Annotated in this window: 23 protein-coding genes; 17 read left to right on the top strand and 6 right to left on the bottom strand. The window is 63.5% G+C overall.

The features are described from left to right. Nucleotides 1–778 precede the first annotated feature (778 nt). From CXQ96_RS19140 to CXQ96_RS16835, 3 genes are all read right to left on the bottom strand, one after another. Nucleotides 779–931 (bottom strand): DUF3105 domain-containing protein, encoded by a 153-nt coding sequence (locus CXQ96_RS19140; protein ID WP_104119154.1) that lies wholly within the window; start codon nucleotides 929–931, stop codon nucleotides 779–781. Continuing rightward, the gene (locus CXQ96_RS19135; RefSeq protein ID WP_368783655.1) at nucleotides 918–1,085 is read right to left on the bottom strand and encodes a DUF3105 domain-containing protein; all 168 of its coding nucleotides are present in this window, start codon (nucleotides 1,083–1,085) and stop codon (nucleotides 918–920) included. Before CXQ96_RS19135 ends, CXQ96_RS19140 begins: the two co-directional genes overlap by 14 nt. Nucleotides 1,086–1,352: 267 nt before the next feature. Then, nucleotides 1,353–2,540 (bottom strand): TDT family transporter, encoded by a 1,188-nt coding sequence (locus tag CXQ96_RS16835; RefSeq protein ID WP_104119153.1) that lies wholly within the window; start codon nucleotides 2,538–2,540, stop codon nucleotides 1,353–1,355. 105 nt (nucleotides 2,541–2,645) lie between these two features. Here CXQ96_RS16835 and CXQ96_RS16830 point away from each other — a divergent pair, with 105 nt between their 5' ends. The 4 genes from CXQ96_RS16830 (at nucleotide 2,646) to CXQ96_RS16815 (ending at nucleotide 5,260) form a co-directional block, all read left to right on the top strand. Continuing rightward, entirely contained in the window at nucleotides 2,646–3,599 is a 954-nt protein-coding gene (locus tag CXQ96_RS16830) for a LysR family transcriptional regulator (protein ID WP_104119152.1), read from the top strand. 176 nt (nucleotides 3,600–3,775) lie between these two features. Further along, the gene (locus CXQ96_RS16825) at nucleotides 3,776–4,438 is read left to right on the top strand and encodes a recombinase family protein (RefSeq protein WP_104119158.1); all 663 of its coding nucleotides are present in this window, start codon (nucleotides 3,776–3,778) and stop codon (nucleotides 4,436–4,438) included. A 13-nt stretch (nucleotides 4,439–4,451) separates the two neighbouring features. After that, the gene (locus tag CXQ96_RS16820) at nucleotides 4,452–4,751 is read left to right on the top strand and encodes a hypothetical protein (protein ID WP_104119151.1); all 300 of its coding nucleotides are present in this window, start codon (nucleotides 4,452–4,454) and stop codon (nucleotides 4,749–4,751) included. Between the two features lie 113 nt (nucleotides 4,752–4,864). Continuing rightward, complete coding sequence (locus CXQ96_RS16815) at nucleotides 4,865–5,260, top strand: hypothetical protein (protein ID WP_258059173.1); 396 nt, start codon at nucleotides 4,865–4,867, stop codon at nucleotides 5,258–5,260. Between the two features lie 180 nt (nucleotides 5,261–5,440). Here CXQ96_RS16815 and CXQ96_RS16810 read toward each other — a convergent pair whose 3' ends face one another. Continuing rightward, entirely contained in the window at nucleotides 5,441–6,064 is a 624-nt protein-coding gene (locus CXQ96_RS16810; protein WP_258059172.1) for an HAD family hydrolase, read from the bottom strand. A 229-nt stretch (nucleotides 6,065–6,293) separates the two neighbouring features. Here CXQ96_RS16810 and CXQ96_RS16800 point away from each other — a divergent pair, with 229 nt between their 5' ends. The 4 genes from CXQ96_RS16800 to CXQ96_RS16785 are packed head-to-tail and all read left to right on the top strand — an operon-like array spanning nucleotide 6,294 to nucleotide 9,140. Continuing rightward, entirely contained in the window at nucleotides 6,294–7,241 is a 948-nt protein-coding gene (locus tag CXQ96_RS16800) for an FAD:protein FMN transferase (RefSeq protein WP_104119157.1), read from the top strand. Continuing rightward, the gene (locus CXQ96_RS16795; RefSeq protein ID WP_104119148.1) at nucleotides 7,238–7,813 is read left to right on the top strand and encodes a ferric reductase-like transmembrane domain-containing protein; all 576 of its coding nucleotides are present in this window, start codon (nucleotides 7,238–7,240) and stop codon (nucleotides 7,811–7,813) included. Before CXQ96_RS16800 ends, CXQ96_RS16795 begins: the two co-directional genes overlap by 4 nt. Then, the gene (locus CXQ96_RS16790) at nucleotides 7,804–8,904 is read left to right on the top strand and encodes an NADH-ubiquinone oxidoreductase-F iron-sulfur binding region domain-containing protein (protein WP_258059171.1); all 1,101 of its coding nucleotides are present in this window, start codon (nucleotides 7,804–7,806) and stop codon (nucleotides 8,902–8,904) included. Before CXQ96_RS16795 ends, CXQ96_RS16790 begins: the two co-directional genes overlap by 10 nt. Next, nucleotides 8,901–9,140, top strand: coding sequence for a ferredoxin (locus CXQ96_RS16785; RefSeq protein ID WP_104119147.1), 240 nt, complete (start codon nucleotides 8,901–8,903; stop codon nucleotides 9,138–9,140). The genes CXQ96_RS16790 and CXQ96_RS16785 overlap by 4 nt, the downstream gene beginning before the upstream one ends. A 120-nt stretch (nucleotides 9,141–9,260) precedes the next feature. On the opposite strand, the gene CXQ96_RS16780 is transcribed toward CXQ96_RS16785, so the two are convergent. Beyond that, complete coding sequence (locus CXQ96_RS16780) at nucleotides 9,261–9,743, bottom strand: hypothetical protein (RefSeq protein WP_104119146.1); 483 nt, start codon at nucleotides 9,741–9,743, stop codon at nucleotides 9,261–9,263. A gap of 1,094 nt (nucleotides 9,744–10,837) precedes the next feature. Between CXQ96_RS16780 and CXQ96_RS16775 the strand changes: the two genes are divergently transcribed. After that, nucleotides 10,838–13,399 carry a bifunctional lysylphosphatidylglycerol flippase/synthetase MprF gene (locus tag CXQ96_RS16775; protein WP_219816163.1) on the top strand — a complete coding sequence of 854 codons (2,562 nt, stop codon included), beginning with the start codon at nucleotides 10,838–10,840 and terminating at the stop codon, nucleotides 13,397–13,399. Between the two features lie 347 nt (nucleotides 13,400–13,746). After that, nucleotides 13,747–14,763: an esterase family protein gene (locus CXQ96_RS16770; protein WP_181036528.1), complete on the top strand. Its 1,017-nt coding sequence runs from the start codon at nucleotides 13,747–13,749 to the stop codon at nucleotides 14,761–14,763. Between the two features lie 202 nt (nucleotides 14,764–14,965). Here CXQ96_RS16770 and CXQ96_RS16765 read toward each other — a convergent pair whose 3' ends face one another. After that, on the bottom strand, nucleotides 14,966–15,907 hold the full coding sequence (locus tag CXQ96_RS16765; protein ID WP_181036527.1) for an SGNH/GDSL hydrolase family protein: 942 nt from the start codon (nucleotides 15,905–15,907) through the stop codon (nucleotides 14,966–14,968). A 526-nt stretch (nucleotides 15,908–16,433) separates the two neighbouring features. Here CXQ96_RS16765 and CXQ96_RS16760 point away from each other — a divergent pair. The 7 genes from CXQ96_RS16760 to CXQ96_RS18185 all read left to right on the top strand — a co-directional run bounded on the left by CXQ96_RS16760 (nucleotide 16,434) and on the right by CXQ96_RS18185 (nucleotide 23,816). Further along, nucleotides 16,434–17,045, top strand: coding sequence for a PepSY domain-containing protein (locus CXQ96_RS16760; RefSeq protein WP_104119143.1), 612 nt, complete (start codon nucleotides 16,434–16,436; stop codon nucleotides 17,043–17,045). A 354-nt stretch (nucleotides 17,046–17,399) separates the two neighbouring features. Further along, a complete protein-coding gene (locus CXQ96_RS16755) occupies nucleotides 17,400–18,191 on the top strand; it encodes a VTT domain-containing protein (protein ID WP_104119142.1) in 792 nt (263 codons plus the stop codon). 152 nt (nucleotides 18,192–18,343) lie between these two features. Beyond that, nucleotides 18,344–19,063, top strand: a complete 720-nt coding sequence (locus CXQ96_RS16750) for a phosphatase PAP2 family protein (protein WP_181036526.1) — start codon at nucleotides 18,344–18,346, stop codon at nucleotides 19,061–19,063. A 37-nt stretch (nucleotides 19,064–19,100) separates the two neighbouring features. After that, on the top strand, nucleotides 19,101–19,778 hold the full coding sequence (locus CXQ96_RS16745) for a response regulator transcription factor (RefSeq protein ID WP_104119140.1): 678 nt from the start codon (nucleotides 19,101–19,103) through the stop codon (nucleotides 19,776–19,778). Between the two features lie 190 nt (nucleotides 19,779–19,968). Further along, nucleotides 19,969–21,414, top strand: coding sequence for a HAMP domain-containing sensor histidine kinase (locus CXQ96_RS16740; RefSeq protein ID WP_181036525.1), 1,446 nt, complete (start codon nucleotides 19,969–19,971; stop codon nucleotides 21,412–21,414). 87 nt (nucleotides 21,415–21,501) lie between these two features. Next, nucleotides 21,502–22,953, top strand: coding sequence for a DedA family protein (locus CXQ96_RS16735; protein WP_104119138.1), 1,452 nt, complete (start codon nucleotides 21,502–21,504; stop codon nucleotides 22,951–22,953). 551 nt (nucleotides 22,954–23,504) lie between these two features. Then, on the top strand, nucleotides 23,505–23,816 hold the full coding sequence (locus CXQ96_RS18185) for a hypothetical protein (protein WP_146070924.1): 312 nt from the start codon (nucleotides 23,505–23,507) through the stop codon (nucleotides 23,814–23,816). Nucleotides 23,817–23,902 lie beyond the last annotated feature (86 nt).

Genomic DNA, 23,902 nt, shown 5'->3' with positions numbered 1-23,902 from the left:
TCAGACATCTCCACTAAGCCCGGAGGTTCTCCCCTTTCACAAGACCGGAAACGCCACCAACCTCATGGCCGGGTACAGCTAGCCGGGTATTCGACCAAACACCTGGTGGTGTATCCGTTCGGGCCACCCGGAAATCTGACGGCAGCAATCAGCAAGTACGTGCTTCCTCCGGATGTGTTCACCCTTGCACCACCGCGGTTACATCCACCGCTGACTGATGTGCACCTATGGTTCCTGTACCAGTACAAGAACGACAACGTCACCGAGGGACTACACGTGTGCGACAACCACTGGGCAAGATTTGGGACACGGCCGCCGAAGCAGGACAGATCCTCGTTATTGTGGAGGCTTCACTACCCGAATGCCTAAGCTCTCCCCTTACTCATAGAGGTATAGCCACGTCGCCAGAAGCAACTCTGCACTGTTGCGTTTGGGTACACCCCAGCGCCACAGGGCAGAACGGATCAGATCGTGTTGCTCTAGGGTCCTTTTGCGGCTTCTGCAGCTGTGACTTTTAGTTGGAGATGGCGGTTAAATCGCAGTCTAGATCGGCGGTTTGTCGTCCCGTCCGGGGAGCCATCAACGGGTGATCGGTAGTTCATGGGATGGCGGGCGTTGGATGACTGATCGGCCGAGCGGCAGTATTTCTCCTGATTTATGCGTTGACTCCGCCGCTGCAGGTCTCGCCGGGTTCGGGTGTCTGCGGACCTTGCTGAAAGGCTTTGATGAATGCGAACAGCCGCGGATCTGCTGGGTCTGTGACGCTTAGTCGTTCTCCCTAGGCGGTTGCTTCGATGGGGGATCCCTGGCCGGAAGGGACTGACCAACACGTGGCTCTGGTTGATTGCAAGACGGCGAGTTTGGCGATGTCATCGGCTGGAAGCCCGGGTTGGTAGCTGATCCAGACGGCACCGTGTTCAGGGGAGTGCACTGCCCCGGGTTTTCTGTACGGGCCGGTCGTAGGCTCCGCAGTTCGTCCACACCGGTGAGTGGTCTCCGCCGACGCCGGGACGTTTCGGAGAGGTCACCGCGGTCTGGACGTGGTTCCTGCTCAGGCGGGCATAGCTGATGACTTCTTCGATCATGGTTGGGTCCCTTCGTTGCTGCCGGAATTGGTGTTGACCGCTGCCGTTTACGGCGAGTCCGTAGGTGAGCGCGCCGGCTGCGAGGAAGAGTGGCACGCCGACGGCGCTCAGCGGCGGCTGCAATCGGGCGGGCGATTTGGCCCTTTTTGCGTTGGTGGGTGAGCGTTGCTGTGAGCCGGGTGTTGTCCGGGGTTTCATGAGGCCGCCTTCGGGTGCTGTGAACGGTTGCTTGTTTCCGTGAGGGGCTACTGGTCCGCTGCGGCCCGCCTACGGTGCGGTCGTTGCGGGTTTCTGGAAGAGGGTGCCTTCGAGGATGCTGCCGTGGAAGGTCCGGGCGGCGACGATGATCCACGCGGCGACCAGCAGGGTGTAGCCGGCAACGGCCATCGCGTCGAACACGGCGAGGTGGGTGTGGGCAGCGAGGCCTGTCAGGCCCGTGACGCAGGTTCCGATGGGGAAGGTGAAGGACCACCAGGTCAGGGAGAACGGCAGGCCCTGGCGTGCGGTGCGGATGGTGATGGCGGTTGCGAGACCGGCCCACATGAGCGCGAAGCCCAGGACCGGCACCCCGTACAGGACCCCGAAGGCTTCCATCGCCTGGGCCAGGGTCCCGGACACGGCGAGGTGGGCGTTTCCGCCCAGGAGGTTCGCGGCGGTGATGGACTGGCCCAGCGGGCCCAGCACGATCCACAAGGTGGGAACGGCCGCCGCGGCCCCGATCTTGTGCCCGGCAAGGCGGTTCCAGATCAGGGTGGTGATGATGATGGAGGCCAGCAGGCTCAGTCCGAACATCGCGTAGCAGCCCATCAGCAGGGTCAGGCGTGCCTGCCCGGCCGGGACGTAGGGCAACAGCAGCGCCCCGGTGGAGGCCGAAACCATAGGCGGGACGACAGGCATCAGCCAGCCGCCGAACGCACTGTCCGGTGTGACCTGGTGCCGGGTGAACTGCAGATACGGGACGGCGACGGCGCTGGCCAGCCCCAGCAAGGTCCCGGTAGTCCAGAGCACCGCATCGATGCTCAGTGCCAGCTGTTCGCCGAGGATGTCTTTTCCCAGCAGCAGGGTTCCGGCGCCGACGGTGAGAAGGGCCATGGGAGGTGCGCCGTAGAAGTGTGCCATCACCGGATGGCTGTGGTGGCTTTGAGCGGTTTCCCGGTACCGGATCCAGTGCACCCCGGTGGCGGCGCTCAGCAGGATCAACAGCAGAAACGCCAGGGCCCAGACGATGGTGGCGCCGGTGCGCAGCCCGGGGAACTGCAGGGGCAGCGTCGCGGCCGCGGTCGCGACGATCCCGGTACCCATGATGGAGGCGAACCAGTTCGGGGTCAGGTTCGCGAACAGCTCCGAGGGCTTCTCCAGACGGCGCAGGACGCGCCGGCCCCCGGTACCGCTATCCGGGGTCTGTGCCGGTGGTGTGGTGTGGTCTTTGTCAGCGGTCGACAGCAGTGTTCCCATACCTTCCATGCTCCCGGTCCCGGACCTGCCGCAGTAGGGGGCATACACTTGCCAGGATACAAGCCGGACTTGTATCGAATGCACCGTGTCTGAAGGAGAATCCCGATGCTCAGCCCTCGGATACCGGAACTCTCCGCCCTGGAAATGCTCGCCGCGGTCCATGATCTGGGTTCCCTCTCCGCCGCCGGGAAACACTTGGGTCTGTCCCAGCAGGCTGTCTCCTCCCGGATGCGCTCCCTGGAGTCCCAGATCGGGTTCGTCCTGCTGACCCGGACCCCGCGGGGGTCCACCCTGACAGAATCAGGTGAACTGGTCGCAGAGTGGGCCGCAGAGGTCCTCGCAGCCGGGGAACGGCTCGATGCCGGGATCGCCTCGCTCCGATCCGACACCGCCCGGCAGTTGAAGGTCGCGGCCAGCCAGACCATCGCCGAACACCTGCTGCCGCTCTGGCTGGTCGCGCTGCGCCGCCAGCAGGAGAGCCTCGAACTCGTCCCCACCGTCGTGGAGCTGGCGGTGAACAACAGTGAAGCCACCGTAGCCCGGGTCCGATCCGGACAGGCAGCCATCGGCTTCATCGAAAGCCCGCACCTTCCCCCGGACTTGAGTGCAGCGGCGGTGCAGGAGGATGACATGGTCCTGGTCGTCGCACCGGAACATCCCTGGGCCCGGCGCCGGACACCCGTCACGGCAGCCGAACTGGCAGCAACCGCGCTGGTCACCAGGGAACAGGGCAGCGGCACCCGGGACGCCCTCGAGCACCTGCTCACCACCGCAGGGGCCCCGCCCCTGGTAGAACCGATGGTGGAACTCTCTACGACGGCGGCCGTCCGCTCCGCCATCGCAGCCGGCACGGCCCCCGGAGTACTCAGCGCACTGGCCGTCCGCGACGACCTCGCACTGCACCGGCTCGTCGCCGTTCCTATCCGCGGGCTGCCCCTACGCCGCACACTGACGGCCATCTGGCAGACCGGCACCTCACCGCCTCCCGGGCCGGCCCGTGACCTCGCAGCGATCGCCGCCAAAGCTGTCCCGGGCACCAGCACCCGCCGGAAGTCATGAACCAGGCGACGTCGTGAAGCAGGAAGGTTCGGCTGCCTAAAACGAACGTATTCGCTACACACAGCTGCGATACAGCGAAACAGCACGTAGAAGCTCCTTTCGTGTAGCAATACTTAGTGCCAGAATCTATGTTTCACTTCTACGCCTTCAAGACGAGTTCCGTTACATTGAAGGGTATGGGACATCTTCTGGGCTATGCGAGAGTGTCGACGACCGACCAGGACGCCGCGTTGCAGGTCGACGCGCTGACTGCGGCCGGCTGCTATCGGGTGTTCGTCGACACCATTTCGGGATCCCTCGATCAGAGGCCGGAGCTCACGAAGCTGCTGGATCAGCTCAGGCCGGGGGACACGCTCGTGGTGTGGCGGCTCGACCGGCTCGGCCGCTCCATCCGTCACCTCATCGACCAGCTCACAGCGCTCCAGGACAAGGGCATCGGGTTTAAGTCCCTGCAGGAAACGATCGACACAACCTCACCTGGCGGTCGGCTCGTCTTCCACGTCTTCGCCGCTCTCGCCGAGTTCGAACGTGACCTTATTAAGGAGCGCACAAACGCCGGTCTCGCGGCAGCCCGAGCTCGAGGCCGCACCGGAGGGCGCCCACCGCGCCTCAGTCCTCAACAGGCCACAGCCGCGAGGCGAATGTATGAGCAGCAGGACATGACCGTCGAACAGATCGGTCAGGTCCTTGGAGTCAGCAGGACTACCATTTACCGGACACTCAAGCGAGATCAGGCGACTCCTGCGAAGGGGCGTAAGCCGAGGTCGAAAGCACCGGCGAGATCAGCGGCCGAGGTCGAAGCACTCGAGGCCGGGCTCGAACCAGGGGTCTCTCGATGATCAGGACAATACGATGATCCCGCTCATCCGCTGGTTGCTTACCTCGAGCATCCGGTACAGCTACCGGTTTGTCCGTGCCATCCGTCGGCTGCCGTTGCTGCTGCTGCCCATCCCGCCGCGGGTCCGCAACCAGGTCGCCGGCGCCCTGGCGATTGCACTCTGGTTCTTCCTGCTCCTGGTTCCGGTCGCCGTCTCCGACAGCCCGTGGTGGGCCGAGTGGCTAATCATCGGTGCAACTGCAGTCGTCATCGTCGGTGTGGTGCGGATGGAGGGTCGCCGGCCGATCGTCCGCCGGCCGGCGCGGGTCCGATGACGTCCTAGCGGGGGTAGTCGGCGGTGAGGCAGCGTAGGGGAGAGGCTGACCGGTTCTGGGAAAAAGTCGTCAAGGGCCCGCGACCGCATGACTGCTGGATCTGGACCGGTGCGGTGGCTGACGATGGCTACGGGCGGTTCTGGGTCACCCGGGACGGTGAGCAGCGCGCTCTGCGGCCGCAACGCTACGCCTACGAACATCTCACCGGAGAGACCCTGCACACGGGCATCGCGCTCATGCATGTTTGTGACGTGCCGCTCTGCGTCCACGCCAGTACCGGGACAGACACGCACCTGCTGCCGGGAACGCAGGCGTTGAACATGCTTGACCGGTCCCAGAAGGGCCGGCACGCAAACGCCTCGACCTTCCGGTGGCGGGGAGTCGGCCGCGCTCAGTTCCGGGCCCAATCCGTCCAGTTGCGCACGGCTCTCCTCGAGCACGGATGGAACGAACCGATCATCCGGCCCCTGCTCACCGGCATCGACCCCGAAGCGCCAACACTGTTCTAGGGTTTCCATAATCTGCACTATCAAGGTTGCTCGCAGTGCATAGCTTCCGGACACGGCTCATGCGACACGACTACCGCTCTGGATGCAGCTACTGCTGGAAGTCCTACGGACGGTCGTCTATGCGAAACAATCTTGGATTCGAGCCGCGAGTGTTGCGGTACCAGCCTTGGGGGCTGTGGGTCAGTTCTTCCAGGCTTGGCTCCGTAGCAGCCGCAAGCCATTGAGGGCGACGATTACAGTGGATCCCTCATGTCCGGCGACGGCCAGCGGCAGCGGCAGGGTGGAGATCAGGTCCCAGGTGACGAGAACCGTGATGAAGGTCGCGGCGATGGCGAGATTCGCGACGACGTACCGGTGCGCGCGCTTCGACATTGCAATCAGTGAGGGCAGGGCTTCGAGTTCGTCACGGACGATGATGGCATCGGCTGTGTCCAGGGCGAGGTCGGAGCCGTGCCGTCCCATCGCGATGCCGGTGGTCGCGGCCGCGAGGGCAGGGGCGTCGTTGACGCCGTCGCCGATCAGCAGGACCCGGTGGCCGTCCTGTTCCAGCTGATGCACGGCTGTTGCCTTGTCCGCGGGTAGCAGACGGGATCGGACGTCGTTGAGGACCGGGGCGCTGCAAGGGTGGCTGGTGCTAAAAACTGCGGCGTTTTCCCGGAACTGATGATGGGGTTGTGCGCTTACCGGCGAGAGGTTCCACCACGTCTTGGTTTCCTTCCCCGGCTGCCTCTCAGCGTCCGTTAAGCATGCCGGTGGGATGCTTAACGGACGCTGAGAGGAGAAAAGCGATGACAACCAATTCACGGATCCGGGCTTTGCAATCCATCCAACGATGGACGGTGGGAGTGCTACTCATTGCTGGTCTTGCTACGGCGGGGGTGGGTGCCGGGCTCGCCGCCGGACAGCAACCAACCCAGCAGGCGGTCCAGCAGACGGCACAATCGACCGGGGGGCAGGGTTTCAGTAAGAGCTCCGCCCCGCAGAACGCGCCCCAGCAGACGCAGCCCCAGGTCACGACCAAGGGGTCGTGAGCATGTACTCGGTGACGTTCCCCGCGATCGGAACAACCGTAGGAGTACACGCCACGAACCAATCGGTGCTGGAGTCGGCCGTGACCTCGGTTCGTGATTACCTGACGAGACTGGATGATGCTGTCTCTCGGTTCCGGCTCAACTCCGAGCTGAGCGAGGTCAACCGCAGGGCAGCATCGGGGTCTGTAGCCCTTGCTGTTAGTGGCCTGTTTGCCGAAGTGGTCGGGGCCGCTCTTGTCACTGCTGAGCTGACCGGGGGACTCGTAGATCCCACCATCGGGTCTGCCCTGATCCGCTCGGGATACGATATCGATCTGAGCGCCGCCACCGTCAGGCTGGACTGGATGATGCTGGATAAGCCTGTGCCGGCGCCCGGATGGAAGCTTATCCATGTCGATCCTCGTTCGGGGGTGGTGGGGGTGCCGCAGGGCATGGTCCTTGATTTTGGCGCCAGCGCGAAAGCTCATGCCGCGGACAGGCTCGCCGAACTTCTGGCCCGAACCCTGCCCGGAGGGTTCCTCGTTGATTTGGGTGGGGATATCGCCGTCTCCGGGAACCCACCTCAGGGTGGGTGGCAGGTGGGAGTGGAACAGGCAGACGGGCGCATCGGCCAAGTCGTCACCATCCATCACCAGGCGCTGGCTACGTCCTCGACGCAGCTGCGGACCTGGATTCGTAACGGTGAGCGGATCCACCACATACTTGATCCCCGGACCGGGGATACCGCGCCATCGGTGTGGGCGGAAGCGACCTGCGCTGGGGCCACTGCGGTGGAAGCAAACGCCGCCTCGACCGCGGCCGTTATCCTGGGCGAAGAAGCCCCGGAATGGCTGCACTTCAATGGAATTAGTGCCAGGTTGAGGCGCTTGAACGGTGAGGTAGTTCGCACTGGGGGATGGCCGGCCGACGAAGAGGACCTCTCCGGCGGCGTTGCGGAAGTGCTGATATGAGTCCGGCCGCGAACGAGATCCTCTGGGTCGTATCCCGTGCTACCGGGGTCGCCGCCACGGTACTTTTGACCGTGGTCTTCATCCTTGGAGTAATGCTCTCCGGGCGACGACGCCCGACCGGGACGCAGACCACCGTCATCACCGGTCTGCACCGCAATCTTGCCCTGGGCCTGACGGTGTTCCTGACCGCGCACGTGATCACGGCCGTGGTTGAGACCTACGTCGACATCGGGTGGGTCTCCGCCCTCGTACCCTTCACGTCCGCCTACGAGCCGGTCTGGGTGAGCCTTGGCGCCATTGCCTTTGACCTGTTGATCGCCGTGACGATGACGTCGTTGTTGCGGCACCGGGTCCCCGATATGTGGTGGCAGCGCATCCACGCCCTGGCCTACGTCCTCTGGCCGGCCGCCATCGTGCACGGCATCGCCTTGGGAACCGGGAGCGGGTGGGTGCTACGCGCGATCAGCATCACCTGCCTGGCTGCGGGGATCGGTGCTGTGATTTATCGGCTGGTTGCCCACCAGCCCGATAAAACCCGCCGACACCAGATAAGGGAGCAACCATGGCGCTGAGCATCATCGAGGCCCTGGACACGGCGGGCCTCACCGGTCGGGGTGGGTCTGCGTTTCCCACTGCGGTGAAGCTCGCGGCAGCTCAGCGTGCCGGGGCGGAGCTGATCATCAATGCTTGCGACGGAGAGATAGGTGCGGCCAAAGACAGCTACGTGCTGCGACGCTATCTTTCGCATGTGGACCACGGGGCGCAACTGACCCAACTCACACGCTTCATCCCGGTCATCTACGCCGTTCACGCCGGGACCGACGTTGAGAAGTTCCTGCTCGCCCAGGGTAAGAAGGTTCTGCCCGTCCCGGACCGGTACGTTTCCTCTGAAGCGAGCTCTCTTGTCGCCCTGCAACATGGCCGGCCGGCCCGGCCGATGGCCAAACGAACCCGCCTTGTGGAGGGCGGGCGCACCTCGGACGGCAAGAAAACCCGTCCTACGCTGGTGATGAACGCCGAAACGGTGCTGCGGATCGCTCAGATCGAGCAGCACGGCCCGACATGGTTTCGTTCCTTCGGTACACCAGCGGAACCCGGACCCCGCCTCATCACCATCACCGGGGCGGTATTTTCCCCCGGGGTCTATGAAACACAGGCCGGGCCAGCCCTGACGGACATCCTCGCCCTGGCCGGTTACGTCCACCGCAGTTCTCCTGCCCTAAATATCGGCGGTCTGGGCGGAAGCTTCATCCCAATGGACCAGGTGCCGGACCTGGCCTACTCCAGCCCGTCTCTGGCCACCGCTGGCGCTGCTATCGGCCCCGGAATCATCAATGTGCTCGCCCCGGGTTCCTGCCCGGTCCGAACGATCGCCGGGATGCTCACCTGGGCGGCAGGGGAATCGGCGGGCCAGTGCGGGCCGTGCATGTTCGGTGTGCCAGCGGTCGCCCGCGGCTTCCAGCAACTGGCCGACGGCACGGCAGGGCCCGGCGTGCTGCACGACCTCGCCCGCCACATCAGTCTCCTGCCGGGGCGAGGCGCCTGTCACTTCCCGGACGGTGTCGCAGCGTTCACGGCCAGCGCAGTAAACGTCTTCAGCGCCCACCTCGAAGAACACAGAAACGGTCACTGCACGATCGGGCAGCCCGGAGCAGCCGCATGAGCCCTGACATGAAAAAAGGGACAGAAGACGTGACAAAGCCGTTGCTTACCGTGGATCGTGTCGCATGCACCGGACATGGTGTCTGCGCGACGGTCCTGCCCGAACACATCACACTCGACGAGTGGGGTTACCCCATACTTGATGGTCCAATACCGGAGAGCGTGGAAGCACGCCTTGCCGTGAAATACTGCCCGGCACGTGCCCTCTACTGGCAATACCCATCAGTGAGCGCTTGAAACCTCGGCCGCGGTTTTCGACAACGACGGCCCGAACGGGTGAGGATTCGGGGGCGTGGTGCTTATCGCAGACCCGCCAGGTGTCGCGGGCGAGGGTCTTATGGCGGCGGTGGTAGGGGTTTAAGCGCCCCAGACGGAGGCGGAACCGGAGTGCCCGGTGACAATGCTCTGGTAGATGATCGCCAGGCCGCCGGCCACACCGAGGACCACGGCGAGGGCCCCGACCAGGCGCGTGCTGAGAAGCCCCCGCAGGCCGCTGAGTCGCTGAGGTCGGATCAAAGCCTGCGGGAACGCCGCGAGGAGCTGGGCTGCAACGACGACGAGGAAAACCAGCGCGAGGGCTTTGAACAGATGTCCTTGCTCTGCGTGCGCTTTGATAAGCTCCGATTCGGGCATGCTCCGCTCGAGCTGCTCACCAGCCTGTGCAGTCAAGAAAGACAATGGCGCCAGCAGGACTGTCAGAACCCCCAATGGCCACGTCAGTCGGCCACGCAGACGCGATAGGACGGCGAACAGGACCGCCAGGAGCCCGGCAATCGGCGCGAGAACGACGACCGCGTGGATGAGGAGCATGTGCGCCGGCAGGCCGCCGATTTCAATCATGAGATTGACTCTTTCCAAGTGGGCAAGAATGCGGGAGGGACGACGCCCCTGATCCATCCGGGTGTGCCGGGTGGAGGAGAACTACTGCAGCATCGAAAGATACGAGTGACGCGACATGCACAGCTTGACGGGTCCGGACTACAGGGCTGGGCCTCGGCAGCAGGCTGTGCAGAGCCTGCTGCCGCTGCCGCGAAGTCACCCTGGCGGATCGAGAGGGGCTCACGGCGCGGATCACACGATGCCGGTTGTGCCGAGGAGTGCGCCGACGAGGTAGGTAAAAGCCATCGCCAATGCGCCGCCGATGAGATGCGACAGCGATCATCAACACGATGATCAGGGCTTTCCGCCTGAATCCCTGCACACGTGTTCGGGGTCTCTTTGAGCCGGTCCAACCGCCATCGTCGCCCGGGTTCGCCGTCGGGACGTCCTCGTGCGCGCCGTCACCGGGTTCGTTCTTCCCGCCCGCCCCTCTGGATCCCTCGGAGCCACCGCCGCGGGAAGTGGTTGAGGCAGTGCGGGGACGGCCTGCCGTTAATCGCTCGAGGGCTGTCCCGGTCGGGGGAGGGGTAGCTGTGGAAAGCTCATCGGACGGTCCTTCCTGCGCTCATCGCTGGTGCCATCACTATGGGCGTTTGTTCCCAGAAGGACGCTGAGAAGGAACTTTCCGGGCCGGGGTTACGACAATTCGCCTATTTGACCGTGAGAGCTCTGCCGAGAAGCCGAACACCAGGGCACCTGACGAGTGCAGTTCTGGTCACCGGTGTACCTGCAGGGGTGAAGCGTCGCCGATCAGGCAGAGGGCAAAGGGCAAAGGGCAAGGGGCAGAGGGCAGGGGCCCAGTCACAATGGAAGAGAAAACCCTGACCGAGAACTGATCCTGCACCGTCATGACGCGGGCTCGATGGCCCGAAGGTGAGTGCTACGCCGGGTGCGGAGGCGATCGACGTTATGGAAGAGTGCATTCGATGAGTACGCAGGCCGGTCCTAAGAGTCATCTGAGGGGAATTCGCCGTGTCGGTTGGAGTGCTAGAAGCATTCCGGTCACCGTCGCCTTCGTGCTCCTGTTATGGGTGGTGGGCGGAGGAACGTCGAGCTTGCTGTCCGGACCCGGTGAGCCGTTATCTTCCGAAGTGCGGTTGTCGGTGGGGTCCCTCACCGGGAATCCGTGGGCAGTGGGAGCCTCGGCGTTGTGGGCCGATTCGCTGAGCGCCTACCTCGTGGGAACGGTTCTGGTGGTTCTGGTGGGGGTGGTCTTCGAACATAGAATGGGTAGCTGGCGGTTCCTCGCTGCGTCGGTTTCCAGCCAGGTCCTGGGAGCATTACTGACCATCGGATTCGCCCGGGGAACCAGCGCGGTCGTCGGTGACTGGTCCGCAGCTCTGGTGTCAGCGTCATTCGTGGGCGTGACAGGGCTGGTATGTGGTGTGGCGGCTGCGGGGTCCACGTTGCTCGGGACGCTATGGCGCAGGCGTCTGCGCGTTGGATTATTCGTGTTGGTACTCCTCCTGGCCCTCTATGGTGGCTCGTTCCAGGACGTTCTCAACCTCTTCGCGGCTTTGACCGGCGCTCTGCTGGGACCAATTTTGATGGGTCGCCGTCCACGCCCGGCACGATTCGTTGTCAGCAGCAGGGAAGCCCGGGTGTTGGTTGCGCTGCTGGTGGCCGCGTGCGCGGTCGGTCCGGTACTGGCCTCGTTGAACGCTCAGGCTGCAGGGCCGCTGGCGGTTCTTAGGTATCTCTACACAGAGGTCCAACCGACGGACCCGGCTACGGTTCAGGCGCTTTGTGCGGACCCTGCTCAAGCGGAAGACTGCGCGTCCGCGACGCTCCAACTGCGGGCAGGAGTGGGGGCAGTGTTCATGGCCGTCCTGCCATCATTCATCCTGGTGATCCTCGCTGACGGGTTGCGGCGTGGACGCCGCTTCGCGTGGGGAGCAGCACTTCTGGTTCAGGCATCCACCACCGCCCTGGCCGTGGTGGACGTCCTCCCTCTCCTCAGCGGGTCCCCTGCGACAGGCGTCAACCCCTCTGAGGCAGGGTATATCCATAGCGCCGTGGGGTTGGTGCTGCCCATGCTCGTGCCGCTGACAGTAATCGGTGTCCTTCTAGCGACCCGTTCCCTCTTCGGAGTATCCGCACCGGCAGGAACGTACCGGAGGTTCGGTGCCGTGGTGGCCGGGACGGCCCTGGTGCTGGGATCGGTGTATGTGGGGCTCGGGATATTTCTGCGCAGCGGATTCACCCCGGCCCCAGGGTTGTTGCAGCTGATCTTCGATATACCGGATAGATTCGTTCCGGTGAGTCAGGTCCTTGAACAGGTGCCGGCATTCGTGCCTCAAAGCCCGCCGGCGGTCCTCCTGTATGAAGGGGTCGGTGTGCTGTTCTGGTCCATCACCGCTGTCCTGCTGGTCCGATCCTTTCTCCGGCCCGCACACCATGTCGCCGGGTCCGATGAGGACCGTGCGCGGGATCTGTTACGCGCCCACGGCGGCAGCACCATGGGATGGATGACCACCTGGCCAGGAAACACCTACTGGTTCTCCCCCTCCGGCAACAGCTTCGTCGCCTTCCGGGTCCTGTCCGGCGTCGCCCTGACCCTCGGGGAACCTGTCGGGCCGCGGACGGAACTGAATGCAACAGTGAAAGCCTTCAGCGGGTTCTGCGCCACGAACGGCTGGACGCCCTGCCTGTACTCGGTGGGAGACACCGTCAAGGACATCACAGCCGATCTGGGATGGAACAGCGTCCAGGTAGCCGAGGAGACAGTGCTGCCACTGGGCCAGATCGCTTTCACGGGAAAGAAATTCCAGGACGTCCGCACCGCACTGAACAAAGCCGCGAAAGAAGGAATCCAGGCCGAATGGGTTAGATACCCCAGCGCTCCACTGGCCGTCGTCGATCAGATCAACGCGATCTCCGAGGAATGGGTAGCGGATAAGGGCATGCCCGAAATGGGGTTCACCCTGGGATCCCTGGACCAGGTCGATGACCCTGAGGTGCGCTGCCTGATCGCCATCGATAGCGAGCGGACTGTCCATGCCATCACGTCCTGGTTGCCCGTCTACGAGGACGGCGCCGTCATCGGCTGGACCCTGGACTTCATGCGCCGGCGTAGTAGCGGCTTCCGTGCCTCCATCGAATTCCTCATCGCATCAGCTGCCCTGTCCCTGGAAAAAGAAGGATGCCAGTTCATCAGCCTCTCAGGGGCGCCTCTGGCACGCGTCGATGCCGCCCACCGACCACCCATCATCTCGCCACAGCCACAGCCACAGCCACAGCCACAGCCACAGCCACAGACAGCGAAAAGCAGCGGCACCCTCTCTACGAGCAGCAACCCCAACTCCGGCAACCCCCACTCGAGCAAGCCCGATTCGAGCAACCCCGACTCCGGTGAGCCTGAGGAGGCCGCTGTGCTGGGGGTCCTGGATAAGCTCCTGGTAGGGCTGGGAGCGTCACTGGAACCGGTGTACGGTTTCAGGTCCCTGCTGGTGTTCAAGGCCAAGTTCCAGCCGCACTATGCAGCGTTGCATATGGTGTACCCGGACGCGGCGGCCCTACCAGCAATCGCCAACGCCGTTGGGAGGGCGTATCTGCCCGAGGTTTCCTTCAGCCAGGGCATCAAACTGGCCCGCAAGGTGTTGGCCCGCAGCAGATGAACGATATATCGCTGATCACCGGCCCGCTCCCGGTTGTCGTCCTCGTTGCAGGATCGATAGGGATGCTTTGGTTACTGGCCGGCGGACGGAGGTACCTGCGACGAACAGTCCCTCGTGCTGCAGTGATAGCAGTGGGCCTGACGCTTGTCCTGTGGTACCTGGCCGAAACGGTGTTCCACTGGTGGGACCCGTCGCTTCCCCGGATCCTGTATGTCCCGGCGGCCGTCACCCTCCTTGCACTAATACTGTGCCTGCCACGCATACGATCCCTGCGGCGGCGCAACTCACCGTCCACCGCCCCGTCGGAGCCGAAACGCTCCCGTTCAGCAGTGAAAGCCATAGCCGGTATGGGAAGCGTAGTCCTGGCCGTCGTGTTGGTGACAGTAGCGTCCGCGTCTGTGATCAACGTGCATTTCGGCCAGTACCCCACCGTCGGCAGCGCCCTGGGAGACAACGGGGTCAGCAACCAGCCGATCAGCACTGTCGCCGCCGGCCCCGGGGCACCTGCGGAACCGCCGATCACTGAGTCCACATGGACCGCACCACCAGATATACCAGCCAGGGGAACTACCTATTCCGTGACCATTCCGGCACCAGTGTCGGGGTACGAGGCCGCCCCGGCCCTCGTCTATCTTCCACCGGCGTATTTGGGCACCCCGAAGGCGGCCAACCTTCCAGTGCTGGTCCTGCTGCACGGACTACCCGGGGCCCCGGTTGACTGGTTGAACGGCGGTGAGCTCGCTCAGATGATGGACGCGTACGCAGCGGCACATCATGGTCTGGCACCGATCGTCATCCTCCCGGACATCACCAACAACGGTGCAAGCAACCCACCCCTCTGCATGGACACGACCATCAGCCGGTCCGCCACGTACCTGGCCGTCGACTTGCCGGCCTGGGTAAAAACGACCCTGGGGGCCGGCACCACCAGCGCCCAGCAGTGGGCAGTCGCAGGGTTCTCCTACGGCGGGACCTGCACCATGCAACTTGCCACCAACTTCCCCGGCACGTACCCGACGTTCATCGACATTTCAGGAGAAACCGAACCAACCGTCCCTGGGGGCCGCCCAGCCCTGATCAGCACCTATTTCTCCGGCGATCCCTCAGCCTTCGCCGCACAGAACGCCCTCGACAAACTCGCTGTCGGGTCCTTCGGCTCATCGTCCGGGATCGTCGTTACTGGCGCGCAGGACACCACCTACGCTCCGCAGGGACAGAAGGTTTATGAGGCGGCCAAGGCATCGGGCATGTCCGTCACACTCCAGGTGCTCCCGGGAGGGCATTCATGGCAGGTGTGGAAACCCGGGTTGCAGAACAACCTCGACTGGCTGACTGGGCGTCTTGGACTCACCGGGCCGTCATGAGTGGCTTGGACGACACCGGCCCCGCTAAAGACAACTGAGGCGAGAACAATTGAGGCAGAGACAACTGACGTGAGGACATCTGAGTCAAGGACATCTGGTCCAGAGAGACACGTCGGTCGGACATCCCGGTCGGCCAACCCGTCGTGGGATAGCCACTCAGGTTGGCCCGTAGCAGTCGTATCGGTTCTTATTTGACGTTCCCCTAAGCGCTCAAGTCGGAGAGCAGCAGGTGCTTCGCTTGCATCTGATGGGTGAGCACTGCTGCCAGCCGGTCGTGGCCGGCCTGGGTGAGGTGTACCCCGTCGGCCATGAGGTTGACGGCCTGATAGCGGGTTAACCAGTCGCCGGCGCTGATAAAAGCGATCCCGTGCGCGTCTGCGTATGTCCCGAGCAGTCCGTCGACCGCGGTGCGTCGTCCCCCGTCAGTGGCACCCTTGGCTAACGTGCCGACCAGGACGATCTTCGAGGTGGGGTAGTGCTGGGTGAGCGAGGATACCAGCGCATCGGCGCCGGCGATGATCTGGGCGTCGGTTGCGCCTTGGGTGGCGTCATTCCCGCCTCCCTCCACAACGATCAGGGCAGGGTCCGAACAGGGCATCACCCATTGGCCCTGCGTCATCGCTGATGTGTAGTTCAGGCCGCCGGAGTTGTTTGCGGCGACGAAACCTGTTCCGCCTGCGCCCAGGAACTGAACGTCGTACCCGGCGTTGCGCAGTCCGGTTTGCGTCCACGTATGGTCACCGCTGACTCCTGCGGCGCCGGAGGACTGCGAATCACCGATCAGCAGGGCCGTCCGACGGGCATCGGCAAGAGGCTGTCCAGGTCCGCCCGTCACCGGGTTGATGCACTCGGTGTTGTGCGCTCCAGCGGCAATCGTTCCTGCCTGGGATGCCAGCAGCCCCGCCTGATGGGAGGTTGCTCCTGAGTCACCGGAGGATGGCGCACCGGTGAACGGTGCACTGGCGGCGTTTGTATCGACGGAGCCCGTAGTAACGGGGCCGGAAACGACGGACCCGGTTGTGTCACCTGGGTGGGAGGAGACGATTCCTCCCACTGCCGCCGTCGCCACCAGCAGCGCCCCTGCAGCAAAACTTGCGCCGGCAGTGAGTGCCGCCCGGCGTTGCTCGCGTCCTGACCGGTACATCATGTCCTCCTGAAAACTGCCTCGTTCATCCCTAGTCACTTCTAGCTACCCCTACCCGCCGGCCTTCGCGTTCGCCCTACCCTCCGGTGCTACCCCTGGTTTTGCTGCTCATTGATGCGTAGGTAGCGGGTAGGGATAGGTGATGGGTGGGTGTTGAGCCGGTGGTGCTGGTGTCAGTGTGCGCCGAAGGTGTTGAACGGACGCTGAGAGCGGCCGTACAACGAAGATGAACGACGATGAGTGGCCGTCGCATAATCTGCGGCGAAGGGGTGGTGCACGTTTCTCATCAACCCTTGGAGGCAGTGCCATTCTGAGCGACGGTCTTCAAGGAGCGGGGCTGATCGCGGGCGTGGTGGAGGGTGGCTGAAGGGACCCTCAGGCTCTCTCAGCATTCTCTTAGTGGGCAGGGGTGAGAGTTGTACCAGGCACCGCGAGACGGGGCCGGATCCGGAACTAGCACAGGGACATCCGATGTCTACTACGCCTACTACGGGTTCACGTCCTTAGATTGAAAGGTAGTCACACCATGAACGTCATCCAGAAGAAGAAAGCCATCGTCGGTTCCCTCGCAGGTCTGGTCCTGGTCAGCGGAACCGCCCTCGGCGGTGTTGCCGTCGCAAACGCCAACAGCGGAACCCCCTCGCCGGGCACCACCCAGAGCGAGCAGGGTGAGCAGCAGGAAGCGAAGGTGACGGGTTCGATCTCCGTTCCCGAGTCGGGCACCGAGGTTCCCGATGCTGAGGAGGCAGCTCAGCTCGCCAAGCTCGCCACCATCGATACCAAGGCGGCGGAGGCAGCCGCGACCGCCTCGGTGCCCGGCAGCAGTGTCGTCAGCACCGAGCTCGGCGACGAGGACGGGTTCCTGGTCTACGACGTGAGCGTCAAGGACGGGGCCGGCACGGTCACCGAAGTGAAGGTCGACGCGGGGAACGCCACCGTTCTGGCCTCCGAAGCCGGCGACGACGAAGCCTCCGAGGGACCCGAGGGTTCCGAAGGTGACGACAACGGGGCCGACGGCGAGATGAACGACGCCCAGGAAGCAGCCCAGAGCGGCGCTGACCAGAGCGACGACAACGGGGCCGACGGCGAGATGAACGACGCCCAGGAAGCCACCCAGGACGCCGCCAACGGCAAGTAACTAACCCATCCGCTCCTGACGACGTCCGGAGCCCCAAACACCGGCCGCGCACCCGCCCCCCACAGCAGTGCGCGGCCGGTCTCCGTTAAAATCCGTCGCTCCTCGTGACGCGGTGCTTCCTGCAGGCCCCACACGGACAGAGAGAAAGAACCCAGGGTTGTACGCGCATCCAGGGGCTTCTCGCACAGCGCACGCTCAGCACTCTTTCAGCAACGTCGTGGGACCGTGAGCAGGCGATGGAAGCACTGCTCGCTCTGCGGTATCGCAAAGCAGCCGGGCGAGTAACAGGCGATCTTGATGATCAGGGACGGTACGCCTCCGTTCTGAAACTGAAGCAGGGAAAGGCAGATCGTAATGATGACCTGGATAGGTGGGGGTATCCCGACGGGGATCTCGTTAGCTGACATCGCTGACCCTGCAGCGTTGCTGCAGGGTGCTGGTGGATGGGTCTTGGCGGTGGTAGCAGTCATCGTGTTCATCGAATCAGGGGTCCTGTTTCCCTTCCTGCCGGGAGATTCCTTGATCTTCACGGCCGGCCTGCTCCACGTGCGGCTCGGGTTGCCCCTGGCAGTTCTCATTGCTGTCATCGTCAGCGCTGCGATCCTGGGTGACCAGGTCGGGTACTGGTTGGGCAGGCGATTCGGAAGAAGATTGTTTACACCCGATGCACGCATCCTGAACACCCGGTACCTCACCGGTGCGGAAGAGTTCTTCACCCGATACGGTGGCCGATCTTTGGTCCTGGCCCGCTTTGTGCCCTTCGCCCGGACGTTCGTCCCGCTGGCCGCTGGCACCGCCCAGTACCGGTATCGGGCTTTCCTGATGTGGAACGTTCTCGGCGCCGTCCTCTGGGGTGCAGGGCTGACGGTCGCCGGTTCCCTTCTGGGCGGGGTGCCGTTCATCGCCGATCACATCGACCTCATCGCTCTAGTCATCGTCGTCGTTTCCGTCGTTCCGACCATCCTTGAAGTCGTTCGCCATATCCGGAAGAACAAAGCCGGAACGGGGCGCGGTCCGGCCGTTGAGCTGCCCGAGCCGACGGTCCCTGATGATGCTCCTACCGGGGCAAGTGATAGTAGGCCGGCGGCGGTGAGTTCGATGGAATCCATAGCTGATATCGACCGTCGACCGGGGGAGCTACCGTGACCGGGACGCCCAGACAGGATGAGCCGCGGCCAGACATGCCAACGGACATCCAGACGGACATGCAGGGAGTAGATAGCGTTCGGTACTGGCCAACTGTCTCAACATCTCTTGGAACAGGTACTATCCAGGCCAACGCATTACACCGGGCTGGCGTGTTGGCACCGGTAGGGCTTCTCGTGATGCGCCATTGGATCATAGGGCCCTTGCTGATGACGGTGTCGGTGTTCATCGCCGGCATGGTGCTGAAGACCGACATTTTCCTCGCATCTTCTGACCTGCGGGTCGTGATGGGCCTGAGTGAGCACCACAGCAGCGCCGTTGACACGGTAGCTTTGGGCATCCATTACGGGTTAGGCGGACTTTCTGCGTGGTTCTTCCTGGGCGTCGTGGCGGTTGCTGTCACGGTCATCAAGCGCTCTGTCGTTGATGGCCTGTTCATTCTCGTGCTGACGTCAGGTGGTTGGGCGTTGACCACGGTGATGAAGGTGATGGTGGGCAGGGAAAGACCCAGCCCGGTGCTGCTCGCCGATCCCCTTGTCCCCGGCATGACGGGCTTTACCTCGTTTCCTTCCGGCCACACGGCTTTTGCCGTCTCGTTGGGGGTCGCCGTGGCCGTGGTGATGGCGAACACACGGTGGAGAGTTCTCGCTATGTCAGGCGCGGCCCTCTTCGGAGTCCTTGTCGGCGCCTCGCGGGTGTATCTCGGTGTGCACTACCCCTCGGACGTCATCGCGTCCTTTGCCCTCTCCCTCGCTGCAGCCCTCTTCCTGACCAAGCTCATGAGTCGACATAGGCATCCATCCCTCGAGAACATCAGCGAGGGACCCCGATATCACATCCGACGAAACTCGCGCATAGAACAGCGTCGTTAGGATGGGCCCAGATCATCACTCAATGAAAGGGGCCCCGGTGCGTGTGCTGCTGGTTGAGGACGAGCAGGACCTCGCTGACTCCATCCGTCGCGGGCTGACCAATGAGGGTTTCGTCGTGGACGTCGCCAACGACGGTGTGACCGGCGCGTGGCTAGCGCTTGAGAACCCCTACGACGTAGCAGTCCTGGACATCATGCTTCCAGGTAAGCACGGATACCAGATTCTCAAAGAAATCCGTGAAGCCAGCATCTGGACCCCCGTGTTGATGCTCACGGCCAAGGACGGGGAATACGACCAGACGGACGCGTTCGACCTCGGAGCCGATGACTACCTCACCAAGCCATTTAGCTTCATCGTCCTGGTCGCACACCTGCGGGCCCTCATCCGGCGAGGGGCCCCGGAACGCCCGGTGTCCATGACCGTCGGGTCCCTCATCCTGGACCCGGTACGCCGAGCCGTCACACGACGCGGTGAGCCGATCGCGCTGACACCGAAGGAATACGCCATCCTGCAGTACCTGATGCGTCACCACGATCAGGTCGTATCCAAGGCCGAAATTCTCGACAACGTCTGGGACGCCGCCTACGAGGGCAGCGACAACGTCGTAGAGGTCTACATGGGGTACCTGCGAAAAAAGATTGACACCCCCTTCGGCACGGTCACCCTCACGACAGTCCGCGGCATGGGGTACTGCCTGATCTCCGATGAACGCTAACCATGAACGTCCAACCATGAACATCCGACCATGAGCGTCGCCTGATGGACTTGCCTGATGGGTGCTGACGATGGGCCTGACTGTGGATAGTGATACCACCGCTAAGGCAGATGAGGTGAGCCAGAAGGGTTTACCTGGGCTGGGGAAGCGGTGGGCCAGGATGCTTACGGGCAGGACGGGTGCCTGGGGAGTGCGTAAACAGGCCGTTCTCGCGGCGGTCCTGACGATGACGGTCGTGTTGGCACTGGCGGGCATTGTGCTGCTGTCGGTCCTACGATCCTCGCTGCTGGATAACGCCCGGGAGCTCGCGCTGCAGCGCCGTGACACAGTTGTCGAGCAGATCCGGGAGAACGATTCCGAGGATTTGGCAGGTGATATCCAGGGATCCGGCACGCAGGTCACCCAGATCCTCGCCGCGGACGGGACAGTGCTCGCAACCACCGATGAGTCCCTCAGCGACGTCCTATACGACGGGGGGCCGCTGGCCCCGGGGCAGTCGTATGAATCCGATCGGGCTGGCCTGATCGGGATTGTGGATTTCGATGACTATCTGGTCACTGCCCAGGGAGTTGCCACCCCGAACGGTGATGTCGTCGTGGTCGTCGGAGTTCCCACGGCAATCGAGCGGGATGCGGTCAGCACCGTCGGATGGTTCCTGATCGGGGGAGTCCCCGTTCTCTTGGCGTTGGCGGGCGGACTGATTTGGTTCCTTGTCGGGCGGGCGTTGCGGCCGGTAGAACGAATCCGTGCGACCGTTGCCGGGATCTCCCACCAGCACCTCGACGAACGGGTCGAAGTTCCACCTACGGGTGATGAAATCGAGCGTCTGGCGGCCACCATGAATGACATGCTGGCCAGGTTGGAAACCGCCGACGCAGCGCAGCGGCGTTTCATCACCGATGCCAGCCACGAACTACGGAGCCCCCTGGCCACGTTGACGACCGGCCTCGACATCGCGGTCGCCGATCCCTCCGGCACAACCTGGCATGACACCACCGACATGCTCCAGACCCAGGCCAGACGAATGGGCTACCTCGTCGAGGACCTGCTGACGCTGGCAAAGATCGATGATGCAGGACTGCGATTCGTCATGGCGGACGTCGATCTCGATGATCTGCTGCACGAAGAACTCACCCGCCTTCGAGCCGTGTCTCGCCACACGGTCCACGCCAACATCACCCCCGCCCGCATCACCGGAGACCCCAACCGGCTCGTCCAGGTCATCCGGAACCTCCTGACCAACGCCGAACGGCACGCGGCCACGACCGTCAACATCAGCCTGACCACTGACACCGGCACCGGCACTGGCACTGACACTGGCATTGGCATTGGCCCCGACTCTGGCCCGCAGACAGGTACGGTGATCCTGCAGATCGACAACGACGGGGACACGATTGCCGCAGCAGACCGGGAGCGGGTCTTTGAACGCTTTGTGCGCCTAGATGCTAGCCGTACGCGGGAGAGCGGCGGCAGCGGGCTCGGCCTGGCGATCAGCAGGGAAATCATCCGCGCGCATGCGGGCACCATCACCTCAACGACGAGCCCTGAAGGCCTCACCCGCTTCAAAGTCGCACTGCCACTGCAAAGCTCGGCTTCCACCACGGAACCGTCAGGTCCTCGCCGTGAAAACAGCTGACGAGCCCGCGACCGGTCGGCCGTTACCTGGCGGATGTGCTGCACCAACGCCCCCGTCCGCCGTAAGCAGCCCGCAAAGGATCCGCCCATGACGACGATCATCGATTCCTTGGTTTCCCTGTCCGGGCCGCTCGTCTACATCATCATCGGGCTCCTGGCCTTCAGCGAGGCAGCCGCGTTCGTCGGGCTGGTCCTGCCCGGAGAAACGGCACTGTTCCTGGGCGGCGTGATAGCAAGCCAGGGACACGTGAACCTGGGTATCATGCTCGGCGTCGCCGTGGTCGCGGCAATTGCCGGCGATTCAGTGGGTTACGAGATCGGACGGCGCTTCGGACCAAACCTGAAAAACAGCCGTGCCGGCCGTTTCGTTGGAGCCGATAAGTGGGCTAAGGGGGAGCAGTTTCTTGCCCGGCGCGGCGGTACGGCGGTCCTGCTGGGCCGTTGGGTTGGCCTGCTCCGGGCTCTCGTCCCGGCGATCGCGGGAATGGCACGAATGCCCTATAAGACCTTCCTGCTCTATAACTCCATCGGCGGCACCGTTTGGGCTGTCACCGTCGTCCTGCTGGGATATTTCGCCGGCCAGTCCTACAAGACCGTGGAGCAGTACCTAGGCAAGGCCAGTCTCATCCTCACACTCGTCCTCGCCGGCGGCCTCCTCATCGCCCTCATCGCACGATTCGCCCTACGCAACCCCCGCTGGACCCGCACCAAGGTAGAAAAACTCAAAGCCCTACCCGCCATATCAGCACTCACACCAGTGCCGGACACCACACCTGAAAGCGACAAGCGAGCAGGAGAACACCAGTCCTCCTCCGAATTTCCCATGCAGCCCGACCCGCAGACCTATCCGCAGATCGTCGGAAAATCTCCCTCGCCTTCTTTAGAGTCTTTCCACGGCGGGAAGAAGACCCGAATCGTTCTGGTCACCGGATTCCTCGCATTGGTGATGGGGTACAGCTTTTTCAGCGGTACCAGTGCGGGCGTGCAGGTGCTGGCTGGAGTGAATACTCCTGTGCGGAGGTGGTTCCTCGAGCACCAGGATGACGAGTTCACCGTTCTCATGCAGGCGGTGACCATTCTGGGACACCCAGCCGTAGCCCTCCTGGCACTGGGTATCTGCGCCGTGATCGCCCGGCGCGGGCCTGTCCTGCGCCCAGGGCAGTTCGCCCTCTACCTCGGCGGAGGCGTGGTCCTGGCTACGATCCTTGGAGCAGTGGTGTCGACGGTGATGCCAGACGCCGGAGCCTCCCAGCATGGCCTCTCGCTCGCCTCTCCGGCCGGACAGACCCTCATCTCGGCAGCTCTGCTCACCGGATCCGCCTGGCTACTCATCAGCCGCCCTGCCATGCGCTGGCGCACTGTGGTCCTGATCCTTGCCGCCCTGGCAGCTATCACGCCCCTGATAGCCCTCAGCCATGCCTACCTCGCCCAGCAGGACCCCGTCGACGTCACCTTGGGGTGGCTGCTGGGGACCGTCTTCGCCGTGGCTCTCATCCTGTCCTGGCCCACGCGCCCCACACTGATCCGCGCTGATGACTAGGGAAGAGAACACCACGAGCCCGGTTTCTGGGTGGCCAGCCTGTCGGTGGCGTCGCTTATCGACAACGCACTCCTTGCCGCGACATCACCACACGTGGTCGTTGGGCTGGTCGAATTCTTCCTCCAGATGATGGGCCTGCAGAAATTCTGCCAAGCTCCGCTCGGCCAACTCCGCCCGCAACCTCGCTGCATGCGCGCGTGACCGGGCCAGCGGTACCCGGTACCGGCGAAGAACGACACCGTCGAAGCGGCGAAGGACGACGACGCAGTAGGCCCCCCGGGCCAGGAGCTACGCGGTGAACACTAACGGAAAGAGACTTTTGCGCTCGGGAATGACATCTCCTGCCCTTCATTTGGAGCGGGCATCGTCACACTTCATCCTGCTCAGAGTGAGATCTGTCCTGCCTTATGGCAGGTCTCTGTGGCAGGTTTCTGTGACAGCTTCGGGCGTCCTCAGGGGTTGCTCAGTACGACCACACGATGATGAGGGAACGACTCGTCCAACAGCAGTCCTTACCTGCTGATGGTTGATGACTCCTGAAAGGATCACTGATGTCCCTCTTTCGCCACGGCCGCCGCATCCTTGTCGTGCTTGCCCTGGTGCCTGGCCTAGCTCTCGGCGGGGCTGGTCTCGCCGCCGCCCTTCCCGACCCGCAGAACCTTGTATCCTCGACAACGTCCCTCGCTAGCCCGGCCAGCGTTTCAGATCCTGCGGACTTCCTGAACACCCACACGGTGCCGTCATCCACCACCACCTCCCATTACCTTGAACATCGCACCCAGGGCCTTCACACCGAGATCGATCTTCGCCCGTTAGGACAGGAAGGTCGTGCAACCCGGACAACGGATGAAACCCACCAATGATGACTGTGAGGGACTGTCTGAATAACGGTGTGTGAGGGTTCGGCCTGATCCGAGAGGAGATGGCCGTGAACGACTTCACGACCGAA

Origin of the sequence: Arthrobacter sp. B1805 (assembly GCF_002929745.1) — a bacterium.
In the GTDB taxonomy this organism is placed as follows: domain Bacteria; phylum Actinomycetota; class Actinomycetes; order Actinomycetales; family Micrococcaceae; genus Arthrobacter_D.
Note: the sequence above shows the minus strand (reverse complement) of the source record. Positions and strands in the feature narration are given on the sequence as shown.